Below are 14,639 nucleotides of genomic sequence, written 5' to 3'. Positions count from 1 at the left end.
TATCAAGAGAAAAGTTACATTATGGTTGTGAAATCCAACTGCGTAACACTTCGGCAGCCGCTTCGGGGTCTTGTGCGGCGTAATTTTTTATCGCTTCACGCATTTTATCCCGACGCTGAATTGCCGGGTCTGCGACAGAATCATCAATATGAATCAAACCTAATTCACGGTCAGTGAGTGCGCGGGTGCGTTTGGTGGGCGTCAATTCATATTGAGTTCGCGGCGCCAAGGCGTAATCGTCATCTTGAGAAACTCGTTTGGGCTTAAAATCGTTCCACGCGGCGTAATACCCGATGATAAAGAGGGAATACAGCGCGAGAGACGATGCCAGCGAGCCAATCAGCAAAACCATCCGCGAATCTCCATATAAGAAATACTCTATCAAAGTTTAGTCGATTTGGCTGGACTTTAAATGGGTCAATTATGCGAGCGACTGTTGTTCGGGAATCTCGTCATATTTGCCCAGATTCATCCATTTGCGCAGCTTCCAGTTGGCTAGATAGAACAGCGGCGTATCCAGAAGCGCAAAGGTTATTTTGTAGACAAAACCGTTTTCCACCAAACCATACCAGCGGCTCCATTCGATTGTCTCAAAGATACACAGCAACGATATCACCATGATGGTGTCAACCAATTGCGAAACGATGGTTGAGGCATTATTGCGTAGCCACAAATGGCGGCCCTTGGTCAGGCGCTTCCAAAAATGGAACAAGCGGATATCAATAAATTGCGCGGCAAGATAGGCGCACATCGAAGCGAACACCGCAGGGCCGAACAGGCCGAACACTTTTGAAAATTCTTCATTGGATACGGGCGACCAATCGGTTTGCGGAACCGCTTGCGCGATGAGAATCAGCCCCATCACAAAAATACTTGCAAGCAAGCCGCTGATGACGATTTGATCGGCGCGCTTTCGTCCATAGATTTCTGAAACGATATCCGTCACTAAAAAAGTAATCGGGTAGGGAATCAGTCCGACGGAGATTTCGAATGTGTACCAGCCGAAAGGCGACCAGGTAAAAAATTTCTGAAAGATCAGGTTGCATGAAACCAACGATGCAATGAAAATTCCCGCGCATGCGATAAACACCCGTTCTTGCAGGGCTAGCGGCGTGGGGGCTTTCCATGCGCTGAATATGCTCATCGTTTCAATGCCTCGCGTTTTTTCATGCAACTATGCCGCGTTTTTTTGATTTGGGAAGTGTAGAGGCCTTTTGCGAAACTTGTACCAAGTACATGAAAACGATACGCTGAATCTGTTCATCAAATCATTCATAGGGACATTGAATTATGGTCGGCGAATTGGTGGAATTGCATTTACTGAACGGGAAGCGTTTTCTGGGCAAGATAACCGTGAAAGACGACCAGGGCGTCATTCTCTATTGCGTCCCGGTCAAAGCGATGGAGAGCGTACCGCCCGGCGTCGGCGCTTTAGATGAGATGCGCGAGATGCTGCACACGGTATTCTTCCCCTGGATTCAGGTTGAATATGTCGATATCGGCGGCGAGCCAATTGGCTTCGATGAACTATACGCTCCCTGGTTTAAAGATATTTCCATCGCCGAATTTTTTGAACGCTCTACTCATGCGACATTCACAAGACCCTCATCCCGCACCAAACTAACGCTAGACGCCAATCCTAACGACGACGGCGGCCTGATCCCTTAGAATTCCCACGGCGTACGATGCGTCATGTTAAGCATTTTGTTGGCTTCATCATCGTTGATGAATTGCTCTTTCGCCGGGTCCCATTTCAGTGTGCGTTTGAGTTGCGTCGCGATCCCGCCAAGTAATACGACGCTTACGGAGCGGTGGGCGGTCTCTGCATCGCAGATGGTTTGCTTGCGCGATTTGATGCACTCGAGAAAATTAATGGAATGCCCTTTGGTGTGATACAGGGGCTTGTCGTTTTCTCCGAATGGCGTGGAGACGATTTCCTTCGGCATCGAAGTCAGATGCTCGCGGTCGACGCCGATCATTCCCTTGTCGCCGATATACCAGCCGCCGCCGGTTTCGCCGATGGGGTTGCCTTTGTAGGGGCAGCCATGCACGGTGACGCCGTTGGCGTATTTGTAGACGGCGTGGTCTTGGTCGTAACTGATTTCAATCGGCCCGGTGCGGTCGGCGTCCATGCTCCATTGGACGATATCGTAATGGTGTTGTCCCCAGTTAATGTTGCCGTAGCCGAACAGGTGGGCGTCGTAGCGTCCCTGGTAGGGCATCTTCGGCGCAGGGCCAAGCCAGAGGTCCCAATCGAAGCCTTCGGGGACCGATTGTTCGTCGCCGTGATTTTCCGTCCAGATGGCGCCTCCGCCGTTGCGGTGCGCATAAATATCTTGCAGTTTGCCGACGCGCCCGTTACGGATGAGTTCGCAGGTGGTGCGGAACTTGCCGTCATATTCGGATCGCTGTTGGGTTCCGGCCTGATAGATGCAGCCGTTTTCTTTGACGGCTTTCACCATGGCCTGGCTTTCTTTGATCGAGACCGCCGTCGGTTTTTCGCAATAGATATCTTTTTTTGCATTCGCCGCCATGATCGCCATTTGTGCATGCCAGTGGATTGGCGTTGCAATCAACACCGCGTCGATGTCTTCACGCGCAAGCACGTCGCGAAAATCGTTATAGTCTTCGCAGGTGGTGTAGTTGCCGCGTCCGAATTTTTGTTGATAGAAATTATGCAGCCGCGCGCGCGACTGTTTGCGTTTGGTTTCCCACACGTCGCAGACGGCGAGAATTTGCACGTCGTCGCGGTTGGCGTAGCCGTCCGGCAGGTAGGTCCATGCTTCGCCGAACAGGTGCCCGTTGCCCATGGTGCCCATGCCGATGATTCCCATGGTGATGCGTTCGCTGGGGGCGACGGTGTTATCGGCGCCCAAGACGCGGGCGGGAACGACGAGTGGCGCGATTGCGGTTGATAGAAAATGCCTGCGACTAAGAGCCAGTGGATTTTTCATTGATATGTAACTCCCCAATCAAATAAAAAATATAGTAACAAATGTGTAGATAACTTACCAGCCGTATTTCTCTGGCCCCCAGGTGGTGCGCACCTGTTCTTGTTTCGTGTAGACGAGACTGTTATTAGGCAGGTCTTCACTCAGAATCACTCCTGCGCCTACAACGCTGTATGCGCCGACGCGAATACCCGGCATTAGGATCGCGTTGACCCCGGTGCGGGTGTAGTCGCCCAGATAGGCGGCGTTGACCGAATTGGTGGTCGGGGTTTCTTTTCGACCTTGTGTGCGGTGTACGGTTTTCTGGTCGTCAAAGCGCAGGTTGCCGCATACCGTGGCGGCGCCCAGGTCGGCGGAGCGTCCGATGATTCCCCAATATTCGCCGTAGTGGAACGAGTAGGCGCCGTCCATCAAGATGCCGCCCACTTCGGCGCCGTGTCCGACGATGCAGTTGCTGCCGATGGAGGTGTTTTCTTCGACGCGGCAATATTCGCGCACGATGGTTTTTTCGCCAATGCAGGAATTCGCGCCGATGATGGCGCCGTCGATGACCTTGCTATTGGCGCCGATCCATAGATTGCCTTTGATTTTTACGTCGCGTCCGATGAAGGCGTTTTCGCCCATCACCACAAAGCCGTCAATTTCAGCGCCTTCTTCGACGACCGCGCCCGCCGCCATTTCGTTATCGGTCAACTTGGCGCCGAGATACTTTAGAAATGCTTCATTGGCGTCGAGTAGGTGCCAGGGTTTGTCGATGTCGAAAAAGAGTTCCTGGGTTTCAATCGCTGCGACTGTCCCGCCTGCTTTGACGTATTGGCTGAGTGATTCCGCCAGTTCAAATTCATGCGGGGGCATAGCGCCGACTTCGACTGAGAGCATGAATCCGGGATGGTTTTCCAGATAGGGAACCAAGTCGCGGTTGAGAACGCAAATCCCACACAAGCGATGGCTGGCTTCACGCGGGTGTCCCCATATTTCTTTGATAACGTTTTCTTCCAGGTTTGCGCACAGCCACTCATGGGGGGGCAGTGTCCCCAACGCCTGGACTAAAGCGCAAGGTTCAGGATTATGATTTGCCTGCTCGATCAAGGCGCCCATGTCTTCTTCGGTGAAGAGGGTATCGCCGTAGACGACCAGAAATTTTTCGTCTTCGACGTAATCCAGCGCGTGTAACAACGCTTCCGCCGTGCCGGAGGCGCGTGGCTGTTCGATGCACTCGACGGCTTCGTATTCCGTCACTGCGCTACGGATTTGTCCGGCGAGGTGGTCGACCACTACGATGAAATTTTCAACGCCGCAGGACTGCATCGCCTCAATCTGCCATTGAATCAAAGGCCAGTTGGCAATGGGCAGCGCGGCCTTGGGCCAGGTGTCGCCATAGGGCCAGATTTTGCTTCCGCGACCTGCTGCGAGAATAACGGCGGTCTTCACCATGATAAGGCTCCCTGTCAGGCTTTCGCTTCGTCTGCGTGTTGTTGAATCTTTGTGATTGCTTCGGCGATGTCGTCCATATCGCTTTTGGCGCCCAGGAATGTTTCTTGAAACAACCAGACCGATTCTTCTTCACAAATGCGGTTGACGACCGGGCAATCGACAGCCGAATAATCAACCTTGCCTTTGTATAACGATTCATACCCGGGCGTTTTTTCGGCGAAGTGTTGAAAGTAATAATAATTGTAGAGCGGCAGATAGCCGGACGCGCATTCGATGCCTTCTTTGTTCAACGCGTCGATGAATTTTGCTTTCGGTAATTCGTTGAAGGTTTGTTGGTTGTAGCGCAAGATGCCGAGATGATGGACGCGGCGGGTGGCGTGTTGGTGCATCCCGGTCATGCTGACGCCGTCGATGTTTGCCAGCAGCGATTGAAGGTACTCGGCGTTGTCTTCGCGGCGTTGGGTTTGTTCATCCAAACGGGTGAGGCCGACGCGCAGGACGGCGGCTTGGAATGCGCCCAGGCGATGGTTGCCTGCGAGTTCGTGATGGTCATACCACAAGCCGCCTTTGACGCGACCGCAGTTCGTGAAAGAACGCACTCTGTCTGCCAGCGCTTCATCATTCGTCACGATGGCGCCGCCTTCTCCCGCCGAAAGGTTCTTCGAGTTCTGAAATGAAAACGTCCCCAAGTCGCCCAGCGGGCCAACGCGTTCGCCGCGCCATTCGGCGGCGTGAGATTGAGCGGCGTCTTCCATGACGTATAGGTTCTTGCGTTTGGCGAGATCGAGAATGCCGTCCATGTCGGCGGGGTTGCCCGCGATATGAACGGGAATAATCGCTTTGGTATTTTCGGTGATTTTGGTTTCAACCGATTTTGGATCGAGATTGTATGTTTCCGGGTGGATGTCCGCAAATACAGGCGTTGCTCCGGTCATCAACACGCCGATGCCCGTTGCGATAAATGTATATGGCGGAATGATGACCTCATCGCCGGGACCGACGCCGAGCGCTTGCAGGGCAATGTAAATCGCGTCGGTGCCGTTGGTGCAGGCGACGGCGTGTTTGGCGCGGCAGAACTCGGCGAACTCTATCTCGAAGTCGTCGATTTGTTTGGAACCGATGCCCCATTCGCGGCTGTGCAGCGTTTCCAGTAGCGCTTTTTCTTCGCGCTCATCATAAACCGGCCACGGCGCAAAAGGCTCCGTGCGGACTGGCGTTCCTCCGGTGATGGCCAAGTGGCCCATAGTTGCCTCCTAGAGCGTGTGTCAAAATGTTGTGCGGTAAGCGTGCCCGTAGGGCTCAGCGATAGATACAGTTATGTAAACTCTATCCGCACAGTAACCTGGTAATCACTATATAAATTTTAATTGCGTATTGTTGTGAGTTTCCTATAGTTGTATGAACCTTGCATAGGGTAGAATCGAATCATTCATCAAGGAAGACATAAAATTATTTATAGTGAAATTCAAATATTCAACATAGACAGAAAATACTCGCGAATTGATCGCTTAAGGAGCATTACTGTGAAACAAGTCATTCTTTCTTTGGCAGCCGTTTTTCTATTCGTATTCAGCGCGACCAGCCAGCCCGTCATCGTTGATCTGGCGATTAACGAAACCTATCAATTTGAGTTGCCGGATGGAAGCGTGAAGTCGATTCAACTGAAAGCCGTCAATGAGACTGTCGACCCGCTTCGCCATGCGGTGCGCGAAGCGATGGTGAAAATCATCGTTGACGGCGAGCAGGCGACCATACCGACAGCGCTCTATACCATGCCGCAGATCGTGAACGGCGTGAAACTTGACTGCGCTCTGACCAAGGGGTTTCCAGGAAACTCATCGCATGGCAACGCTTGGGGATTCCCCGCTGACAAAGACGCCCGTCTGCGCTTCTGGGCGCCGGATGCGCCGTTGTTTGAACCGGGGCGGTTGGGGTATCCCGTCAAGCAGCGCTGGTTCGCGTCTGACACGCAGATGTGCAACGAACCCGCTTACGTTGACGCCGCTGACTCGCCGCAATACGAGAACGTCTACTATCACTACGGCTATGACTTCGGCGGCTATGACATGATGGTGCCTGTCGTCGCCGCGACGAACGGAAGGGTGATTTCGGCGGGTGATGCGATCCTACCCGAAGTAGACGACATGCCGCACGTCAAGCAGCGCTATGACGTGATCTATATTCGCGACGACGCCGGTTGGGTGTACCGCTATTCGCACTTGCACGCCATCCTGCCTCAAATTGAGCCGGGCGTGCGCGTCAAGAAAGGCGACTGGATCGGCATCCTCGGCAAGGAGGGCGCATCCGGCGGCTGGTCGCATTTGCACTTCGGCGTCCATGCACCCAATGGAAACATCGTCTATGCTTACCCGTTTATCGTTGACGCCTACTTGCAGGAACACCCCGGCGCGTTGCTGGCGGTGGCGCGTCCGCACAAGTTCGCGGTGGTCGGCGCGGCGGTTCGGCTCGACGGCTCCAACTCGATATGCGACGGCGGGAGCATCGAGTCGTACCAGTGGGAATTCCACAACGGCGAGACCGCGTCCGGCCCGGTCGTAATCCGCACATACGACAAGCCCGGCGTGTATTCGGAAATCCTGCGCATACAGGACGACAAGGGCAGAGAGGCGGTTGACTTCGCGGTGGTGCAGGTGTTCGACGCGGACAAGCCGATGGAACTGGCGCCGCCTTCGATCAATGTGACCTATTGGCCCACCACAGAAATCAAGCCCGGGCAGGAAGTCTTCTTCAAGACGCGTACCTTCCGATGCGAGGGCGGCAGCGAGATTTGGGATTTCGGCGACGGCGCGTTTGGCAAGACCAAGTCGAAGGATGAATACGCTACCGTCTCGCACCATTACCAGGAACCGGGGACGTACATCGTCACCGTCCGCCGCCGCTCCACCAATGATACAACCGCCATGGCAAGAGTGTATGTGGTGGTGGAGGAGTGAAAAATGGAGCGCCTGTGTCCACACAGGCATGAGGAATGGAAATAAATTGGATGCAATTTCGCATAATCTTTCTGAATGGGAATAAGTATTTATATGGTAAAACGGATTGCAGTTTAAATCCGCTTTATTTTCGGTGGTGGGATTCGAACCCACAAGATCAAAGATCGCCGAGTTTCTAGTTCGGTGCGTATACCAATTCCGCCACACCGTGAATATATCCATGAAAAAATATTATCACTACTTTTTCCAGATTACAACCAGATTACACATTATAAAAAAGAACAACTCATAATTTTGATAAGTAAAGTCAACGGCTGGGCTGGGTGGTGAGCCAAGGCCGCGAAGCGGGCAGCCCTTGAATCGGTTATCAAAATCCATCAGTGGAATTCATTGCATTCATTTCACCCTACGGGGCAGGCTGCGCAACCTCCCTCCCCCAAGATCAATATAAATCTGTTCGTCTGTGTCATTGCGAGGGAGCGTAAGCGACCGAAGCAATCTCACGCGTCGAAAACCGAGATTGCTTCGCTTCGCTCGCAATGACACGAAATATAAACGCACCTGAAAATATCACACCTTAAAGAACACTTTTTTCTGATAGAAGAAATAGAAGATGTACCATTGGGCGGCGAGGACCAGAAACGCCTGCAGCACGTCGCCGTAAATGCCAAGTGCGTCAATCACCGGGCGGCTGAATACCATGATGGAATTGTCAATCCACCCACGGAACAATTGAAAGACCACATACGCCGCGATGGAATTCATTCCGATCACGATCAGGAAGAACGTCCACTTCTTGTATCCCAAGACATCAATTATCCAATAAAAAACCATCAAAAACAAAATCGACCATCCCGTTGAATACAGCGCAAACGACGGGCTGAGAATCCGCTTGATAATCGGAACCCATAGACTGAGGATAAGCCCCGCAACGATCAGCGCGATGGAAGATGCGGCGAAGATTTTCATCACTTTGGCGTGAGACTGGTTGCTCGCCAGGAGTTTTCCGCACATGGCCCCGGCGATGATGGTCGATGCCGATGGAATGGCATTGAGCGACATCCAATAGCCGGAGTTATGTCGACCCATCGCCCACAAGTCAAAATCGCCGCCCATGTTTTCATAACTCATCGCCCAGGGGCCGCCTTCGCCGCAATACGGGTACAGCGCCCAAGCGGTTCCATAAACAAACAGAATGAGCAACGCGACCGCGCCTTGGAAGCGGAAACTTTTATGCAGAACGAACATCGTCGCCATGTAACCGAAGGCGATTTGCGGCAACACATTGACCAGGGTATAAGTCGGGGTTCCCGCGTGGATGGAAGAAAACACAGCGGCGACAAGAAACAGGTTGATGCTTCGCCGGAAAGCGTGAAAAAGGATTTTGTTATGCGAGTCTCCCATCGATAGCCGCTTGGCGTAGGCGAAGGGCATGGCGACGCCGACCATGAACATGAAAGCGGGCTGGATGAGGTCCCAATAGACGAAGCCTTGCCAGGGGACGTGTTCGGTATGGCGCGACAGAAAGCCCAGGAAAGGATGATTTGCAAACGCGGTGTGAAATCCGAATCCAACTGAGATCAGGGAAATCATAATGGCGCCGCGATAGGCGTCTAAGCTGGTCAGGCGTTGAGTGGCTTTGGGAGCCGGCGCGTCGTTCATCGTCTTTCCTTCATTCCATATTGAAATGCTATAACATGATAAAACCACTTCATCATACGAGCCTTGCTAGGTCAAGAATGACCGGGGTAGTAAAACTAACATTTATTTCCATTAGGCAAACGGCCTCAAACAACGATAAACTATGGTTAACGAAATTATTTGGAGGCTGAAAATGAATTGCATGCGTTTAATACCCATCATTGCTTTGCTGTTTGCCATTACGGCGCAAGCCAATGTAACCTACGAAGTCGTCGACGTCGCGTCCCGCGCAGTCGAATTGACTTACGACGTTGAAGACGCATTGACAGGCAACCAAGTCTTCTTGTTCCCCAGCGGCGGTTTTATCCATGACGACACACAGGGCGACCTTGAAGTTTTGTCTGTGTTTGATATGAGTACGCAGGAAGAACTGAACTACGAAATCAAACGCGTCCAAGTGAACAATAACCCTCAACTCAGGATCATGTATACCAAGCCGGTTCCAAGGAATAGCAAAAAGCAACTACGTATCCGCGTACGCTTGAACGCGCCTTCTGCAGAAATTGGGGAAGACAATGCCGGGCGCACGTTTTTTGCGTATGAAACCAGTCACACCTTTGAGTTCATCATGCCGGATAACCATTACCTGGTTTATAGCAACGTCCCTGTGATCGTATTCGAGCGCGAATCGCAAATCGTTCTGCGCAACGACAACACTAAAATGCGCAACATTGTCATCAAGACGCGCCCGTTGCCGATCGCAGACAAATAGACGTTTAGCCAAATCAACATGCAAATATTGACTGACGGCCGCAATTCATTGCGGCCGTTTTGGTGCTACGCTATCTCGTTGAACTATAATTTGGAGTCGTTACCTGATGGATTACGATGTAATCGTTGTCGGCGGTGGACACGCCGGATGCGAAGCCGCGTCAGCAGCGGCGCGCATGGGCGCCAAGACGGCGCTGCTATCGTTCGACGTGAATGCGCTGGCGAAAATGTCTTGCAACCCAGCCATCGGCGGCGTCGCCAAGGGACAACTGGTGCGTGAGATCGACGCCTTGGGCGGTATCATGGGGCATATCGCTGACCGTTCCGGCATTCACTTCAAGATGCTGAATGCCTCTAAAGGCCCCGCCGTACGTTCGCCGCGCGCGCAGTCAGACCGCGATGGTTACAGCCAGGTTATGGTCGAGCGCTTGAAGCATACGCCGAATCTTGATTTGCTTTCCGGCGAAGGATGCCAGCTGGTCGTCGAAAGCGGCAAACTTCGCGGCGTCGCTGATCGCAACGGCAATGCGCTTTACGGCAAGACGGTCGTCCTTACGCCGGGTACGTTCCTCGGCGGCATTATGCACTTCGGTATGGAGCAAGTCGCTGGAGGGCGTATTGACGAAAGCCCGTCGCAAATTCTCGCTGACTGCATGACCGGGTTGGGTTTCAATCTCGGTCGCCTTAAAACCGGCACGCCCGCCCGGCTTGAGCAGAGTTCAATTGATCTTACCAATCTTGAAGTCCAACCTGGCGATGAACCACCCAAGGCGTTTTCATATCATCCCGAAGTCCAGGTGCAGAATAAAATCCAATGCTATATCACCCGCACCAACGAGAAAACGCACGAAGCCATTGTCGGCGGGCTTGACCGTTCGCCGTTGTATTCCGGTAAGATCAAAGGCGTGGGGCCGCGCTATTGCCCTTCGATTGAAGACAAGATCAAAAAGTTCCCTGACAAAAATTCACACCAAGTGTTTATCGAACCGGAAGGCGTTGATTGCAACGTTGTCTATCCCAATGGAATCTCGACCAGCCTGCCAGTCGATGTGCAGGAAAAATTTATTCAAACTATCCCCGGTTTGGAAAACGCTAAAATTCTCAAACCCGGTTACGCTGTTGAATATTTCTTTTCCAATCCGCAAGACCTGTTCCCCTGGATGGAAAGCAAACACCTCGAAGGTTTATTCATGGCGGGGCAACTCAACGGCACCTCCGGTTATGAAGAGGCCGCCGCGCAAGGCCTAATGGCGGGAATCAACGCGGCGCTGAAGGTCAAAGGCGAGACGCCGTTTATTCTGCGCCGCGACGAAGCCTATATCGGCGTGTTGGTTGACGACCTCGTCACCAAAGGCTGCGAAGAGCCATACCGCTTGTTTACCGCATCGGCGGAGCATCGCTTGTTGCTGCGCCAAGACAACGCCGACTTTCGCTTGATGGAACACGGCTATCAATTGGGGCTGAATCCACGCGAATGGAAGGACGAGGTCGAGGGCTGGAAACGGGATATCGCCGCGCTTCGGCTGGAACTGCAAAAACGCATCGTGACGCCCACCGAGGCGGTCAAAAATATATTTGCTGATCTTGGTTTGGGTGAATTTTCACACCCCGCGCCGTTAGAACAAATTCTACGCCGTGCTCCGATGAAGGCCGAATACATTGAGTGTTTTGGTGTTGACGCAAAGCGCTATCATCCACGCGTGTTGGAGCAAGTTGAAATCGAGACCAAGTATCAGGGATATATCGAGCGCCAGCTGAAGGTCATCGAAGAAGAAAGCAAATCAGAACGCCGCCGTATCCCGGTCGATTTTAACTATGACAAAGTAAATGGGATGCGTAACGAAGCCCGCGAGAAGTTCAAGCGCGTCCAACCTGCGACCATTGGGCAGGCGGCGCGTATTCCGGGCATTTTCCCCGCCGACATGACGGTGTTATGGGTGCACGTTCTCAAACAACAACGCGAACCCGACGCAGCGTAATTACTGATTTTTCAAATTGTTTTTTATTTCGGGAAAACAAACAAACTAAAACCCGAATTTGCCCATGAGTTTTTTGGCGAAGGCCATGCGGTTGCCGCCGCTTGCTGGTTTTTTTTCTTTCTTTGCGGCTTTGGCGGCGGCCTCTTTGTCTTCGAGTTCCTTTAATATTGCTTCGATGATATCGACCACCATCTGTACGCCTTGCGCTTGTTTTGCGCGGATGCCTAAGTTATTTTCATATTTCTCCAAGGCGCTGTTGAGCTGGCCCTGGTCTAGTTTTGACAAATCCATTTTCGAGACTTCGCTTTTTACCAAAAACGAATAAACGTCACGAACCAGCAGACGGGTTTTTTTGTCGGTGTTGTCTTTGAGGATATCGACGGATTTTTTTATGAGGTACTTGGTTTTTTCAACGTAAAAATTCCCAAGTTCTACTTCTTTGTTATAGATCGAAACCTGCGACTTGAGCTGCTCGGCGCCGCCGTGAAGGTATTGCGTAACAAGCGTCTTGAGCAGCGACTGGGCGAATTCGTTTGATTCCATCAACTCCGCAAGTTTTTTTCGACTGTGGATAATTTCCCGCGCCGCGCCTGCGCATTGCAATTCTCTCTTTTTTAGAAAATCGACTGCTCCTCGTTTTTCTAAGAGGCCAAACGGCATTTGAGTGGAATTAAATAGAAAGTCGATTAGCTTTTTCGATTGTCCGACGGATTGCTGGCAGTTTTTGTATCGCTGGTCCGGCTCAACGCAAAGGTACTCATTGATGTGCTCATTAATGGTTTGCTGGTTTGATTTTGCGGCGGATTTGACTTTATTACGCGATTGGATGTCTTGCATCAGGTTGGCGACTGAATCGGTTACGAGAACGCCATTTTGGCATTTGGTTACGACATCGCTTTTGGATACGCCAGGGTGTTGTTTGACGTACTGCTCGATTAGTTCTTCTTTAATGTGCTCTGTCAGCGTATCTGTCATAAGAGATCAAAAAATAGAATATAATGTTCCATTCCCTACGAATGAAATTACATTATATCATAGTTTGTACAAACAGTTGTATCTATCAGGTTCTTATCAACGATTCTTTATTTAATCGTATCGAAATATTATCTTAAAGCAATCATTTTAAGATGTCTCTATCTATTGATATGGATTTCTCAAGAAAAAAGAGCATGATATAAGCACTTAAAACGCCTTCTGGGGAGAATGATTGTGGATGAAACCGCCCGACTGTTAATCAACTGCGCTGATCGCCCTGGAATTGTTGCCTCTGTGACCAATTTTTTGTATTCGCACGGCGTAAACATCACCCAACTGGACCAACATTCGACCGACCCGGTAGGCGGCGAGTTTTTTATGCGCCTGGAATTCCAAACGCCGCACCTCGATTTGTCAAAACCGGCTTTAGAACAAGCGTTTGCTGATGGCGTCGCCGAGCGCTTCAAGATGGATTGGCGCATCAGCTATGCGACACCGCTCAAGCGGGTGGCGATTTTGGCTTCAAAAGTTGACCACTGTTTATTGGAACTGTTGTGGCAATGGAGGCAGGGGAGGCTTCAAGCCGATATGGCGCAAGTCATCAGCAACCATCCTGACTTGAGAAAAGACGTTGAGGCATTTGATATCCCTTATCATCACGTGACTGTCTCGAAAGAGACCAAAGACAAAGATGAAGAAACCATTCTTGGGTTGCTTGAAGGTAAGACCGATCTCGTCATTCTTGCCCGGTATATGCAAATTTTGACGGGTTCCTTTATTTCCAATTATCCTTATAAGATTATTAATATTCATCATTCATTTCTTCCCGCATTCGTTGGCGCGAACCCTTACCGCCAAGCGTACGAACGGGGCGTCAAACTTATTGGCGCCACTGCGCATTATGCGACCGAGCAACTCGACGCCGGGCCTATCATTGAACAGGACGTTGCGCGGGTCTCTCATCGCCATAGCGTAAATGATCTGCGGGAATTGGGGCGCAACCTTGAACGCCAGGCATTGGCGCGGGCCGTGAAATGGCACCTCGAAGACCGTATTCTCGTACATGGAAACAAGACCATTGTATTTGAATAAAATACGTTCGAGTTTCTAGGCTAAGAAAAGGCCCCGGTCGCTTAAAGCAATCGGGGCCTTTTGGTTCTTGATTAGAACGCCGTTCGTTTACTTTTCAATGAGTTGCAGGTTGTCCATGTAGAAGTAGTTTTTGCGGCGGCTTTTGGCTTGGAAACGGACAATCATCATGAGCGTCATATCTGATTCGCCTTCGGCCAATGTATGGCTGACTTCAAGTGGATGAAATTCTTCGGTGCCCAATGTCGTCTGGTCTACTTGTTTAGTCGTAGGAACTGGACGGTCCGGGTAATCTTCTACATTTGCAATGGCTTTTTGGTCGGCATGATCGCCCGACGCAACGGCGAATTGGATGTAGTTTTGATCGGGTTTGTCGATATCAAAACGATAGTCTAATGTGATATCGTACGTTTTGCCTGGGGTCAAGTCTGTGAAATGGCGCGCCAGGTAAAGGTCGCGAATACGGCCATCGCCTGCTTTGGCGTTGGCTTTCAAACTTACGAGGCCTTCGGTTATTGCGCGTTTGTCGGTGCGTAGGTCAAATTCTTTCATTGAACCGACCCAGATGGCTTTGTCTTGGAACCAATCGTCCCAATCTTCGCTTTCAAATGCGATCGCGCCAGCGGCGGGCTCGCTTGAGGCTTCTTCAGCAGGTTCAGAAGACTCCGCTTCTGTTTCGGCTGGGGCTTGAGCGACTTCTTCTTTTGGGGCGGGGTCTTCTTTGGCGGTTTCGCTGGGCTGCGGAGAGCAGGCGGCGAACCACAAGGTCGCGCCAAGCGCAACAATCAGGGTGAATAACGTACGGGTAGTTTTGCTCATGTTTCTTTCCTTCCTATATGTTTTGT

General features: G+C 51.4%; 13 protein-coding genes and 1 tRNA gene. 5 read left to right on the top strand and 9 right to left on the bottom strand.

The window, feature by feature from the left end:
• Positions 1-19 precede the first annotated feature (19 nt).
• Positions 20-352, bottom strand: coding sequence for a hypothetical protein (locus P9L94_08090; protein ID MDP8244023.1), 333 nt, complete (start codon positions 350-352; stop codon positions 20-22).
• 69 nt (positions 353-421) lie between these two features.
• Positions 422-1,144 carry a queuosine precursor transporter gene (locus P9L94_08085; GenBank protein MDP8244022.1) on the bottom strand — a complete coding sequence of 241 codons (723 nt, stop codon included), beginning with the start codon at positions 1,142-1,144 and terminating at the stop codon, positions 422-424.
• 146 nt (positions 1,145-1,290) lie between these two features.
• Here P9L94_08085 and P9L94_08080 point away from each other — a divergent pair, with 146 nt between their 5' ends.
• Positions 1,291-1,668, top strand: a complete 378-nt coding sequence (locus P9L94_08080; protein ID MDP8244021.1) for a hypothetical protein — start codon at positions 1,291-1,293, stop codon at positions 1,666-1,668.
• Here P9L94_08080 and P9L94_08075 read toward each other — a convergent pair.
• From P9L94_08075 to P9L94_08065, 3 genes are read right to left on the bottom strand one after another with little or no spacing between them, the layout of a single operon-like run.
• Entirely contained in the window at positions 1,665-2,954 is a 1,290-nt protein-coding gene (locus P9L94_08075) for a Gfo/Idh/MocA family oxidoreductase (protein MDP8244020.1), read from the bottom strand. The two genes, P9L94_08080 and P9L94_08075, sit on opposite strands and share 4 nt — an antisense overlap.
• A gap of 54 nt (positions 2,955-3,008) precedes the next feature.
• Positions 3,009-4,385, bottom strand: a complete 1,377-nt coding sequence (locus P9L94_08070; protein MDP8244019.1) for an NDP-sugar synthase — start codon at positions 4,383-4,385, stop codon at positions 3,009-3,011.
• A 14-nt stretch (positions 4,386-4,399) separates the two neighbouring features.
• On the bottom strand, positions 4,400-5,629 hold the full coding sequence (locus tag P9L94_08065) for a DegT/DnrJ/EryC1/StrS family aminotransferase (GenBank protein MDP8244018.1): 1,230 nt from the start codon (positions 5,627-5,629) through the stop codon (positions 4,400-4,402).
• 279 nt (positions 5,630-5,908) lie between these two features.
• Between P9L94_08065 and P9L94_08060 the strand changes: the two genes are divergently transcribed.
• The gene (locus P9L94_08060; protein ID MDP8244017.1) at positions 5,909-7,339 is read left to right on the top strand and encodes a PKD domain-containing protein; all 1,431 of its coding nucleotides are present in this window, start codon (positions 5,909-5,911) and stop codon (positions 7,337-7,339) included.
• Between the two features lie 128 nt (positions 7,340-7,467).
• Here the strand turns inward: P9L94_08060 and P9L94_08055 are convergent.
• Together P9L94_08055 and P9L94_08050 are read right to left on the bottom strand one after the other, a co-directional pair.
• Positions 7,468-7,550: transfer RNA gene (locus P9L94_08055), tRNA-Ser, on the bottom strand.
• 359 nt (positions 7,551-7,909) lie between these two features.
• Positions 7,910-9,001 carry a DUF5009 domain-containing protein gene (locus P9L94_08050; GenBank protein ID MDP8244016.1) on the bottom strand — a complete coding sequence of 364 codons (1,092 nt, stop codon included), beginning with the start codon at positions 8,999-9,001 and terminating at the stop codon, positions 7,910-7,912.
• A gap of 172 nt (positions 9,002-9,173) precedes the next feature.
• Between P9L94_08050 and P9L94_08045 the strand changes: the two genes are divergently transcribed.
• Complete coding sequence (locus tag P9L94_08045; protein MDP8244015.1) at positions 9,174-9,752, top strand: hypothetical protein; 579 nt, start codon at positions 9,174-9,176, stop codon at positions 9,750-9,752.
• Positions 9,753-9,858: 106 nt separating this feature from the next.
• The gene (gene mnmG / locus P9L94_08040) at positions 9,859-11,730 is read left to right on the top strand and encodes a tRNA uridine-5-carboxymethylaminomethyl(34) synthesis enzyme MnmG (GenBank protein ID MDP8244014.1); all 1,872 of its coding nucleotides are present in this window, start codon (positions 9,859-9,861) and stop codon (positions 11,728-11,730) included.
• Between the two features lie 45 nt (positions 11,731-11,775).
• Here mnmG and P9L94_08035 read toward each other — a convergent pair whose 3' ends face one another.
• The gene (locus P9L94_08035) at positions 11,776-12,705 is read right to left on the bottom strand and encodes a hypothetical protein (GenBank protein ID MDP8244013.1); all 930 of its coding nucleotides are present in this window, start codon (positions 12,703-12,705) and stop codon (positions 11,776-11,778) included.
• Between the two features lie 234 nt (positions 12,706-12,939).
• On the opposite strand from P9L94_08035, the gene purU reads away from it, so the two are divergent.
• Complete coding sequence (purU, locus tag P9L94_08030; protein MDP8244012.1) at positions 12,940-13,797, top strand: formyltetrahydrofolate deformylase; 858 nt, start codon at positions 12,940-12,942, stop codon at positions 13,795-13,797.
• Positions 13,798-13,884: 87 nt separating this feature from the next.
• Here purU and P9L94_08025 read toward each other — a convergent pair whose 3' ends face one another.
• Positions 13,885-14,613 carry a hypothetical protein gene (locus P9L94_08025; GenBank protein MDP8244011.1) on the bottom strand — a complete coding sequence of 243 codons (729 nt, stop codon included), beginning with the start codon at positions 14,611-14,613 and terminating at the stop codon, positions 13,885-13,887.
• Between the last annotated feature and the right edge of the window lie 26 nt (positions 14,614-14,639).

The organism is Candidatus Hinthialibacter antarcticus (genome assembly GCA_030765645.1).
In the GTDB taxonomy this organism is placed as follows: Bacteria; Hinthialibacterota; Hinthialibacteria; order Hinthialibacterales; family Hinthialibacteraceae; genus Hinthialibacter; species Hinthialibacter antarcticus.
This window is presented reverse-complemented; position numbering and strand designations above follow the sequence as displayed.

Coding starts and splice junctions, on each gene's coding strand:
- P9L94_08090 (MDP8244023.1), bottom strand. CDS start 352: ATGGTTTTGCTGATTGGCTCGCTGGCATCGTCTCTCGCGCTGTATTCC.
- P9L94_08085 (MDP8244022.1), bottom strand. CDS start 1,144: ATGAGCATATTCAGCGCATGGAAAGCCCCCACGCCGCTAGCCCTGCAA.
- P9L94_08080 (MDP8244021.1), top strand. CDS start 1,291: ATGGTCGGCGAATTGGTGGAATTGCATTTACTGAACGGGAAGCGTTTT.
- P9L94_08075 (MDP8244020.1), bottom strand. CDS start 2,954: ATGAAAAATCCACTGGCTCTTAGTCGCAGGCATTTTCTATCAACCGCA.
- P9L94_08070 (MDP8244019.1), bottom strand. CDS start 4,385: ATGGTGAAGACCGCCGTTATTCTCGCAGCAGGTCGCGGAAGCAAAATC.
- P9L94_08065 (MDP8244018.1), bottom strand. CDS start 5,629: ATGGGCCACTTGGCCATCACCGGAGGAACGCCAGTCCGCACGGAGCCT.
- P9L94_08050 (MDP8244016.1), bottom strand. CDS start 9,001: ATGAACGACGCGCCGGCTCCCAAAGCCACTCAACGCCTGACCAGCTTA.
- P9L94_08045 (MDP8244015.1), top strand. CDS start 9,174: ATGAATTGCATGCGTTTAATACCCATCATTGCTTTGCTGTTTGCCATT.
- mnmG (MDP8244014.1), top strand. CDS start 9,859: ATGGATTACGATGTAATCGTTGTCGGCGGTGGACACGCCGGATGCGAA.
- P9L94_08035 (MDP8244013.1), bottom strand. CDS start 12,705: ATGACAGATACGCTGACAGAGCACATTAAAGAAGAACTAATCGAGCAG.
- P9L94_08025 (MDP8244011.1), bottom strand. CDS start 14,613: ATGAGCAAAACTACCCGTACGTTATTCACCCTGATTGTTGCGCTTGGC.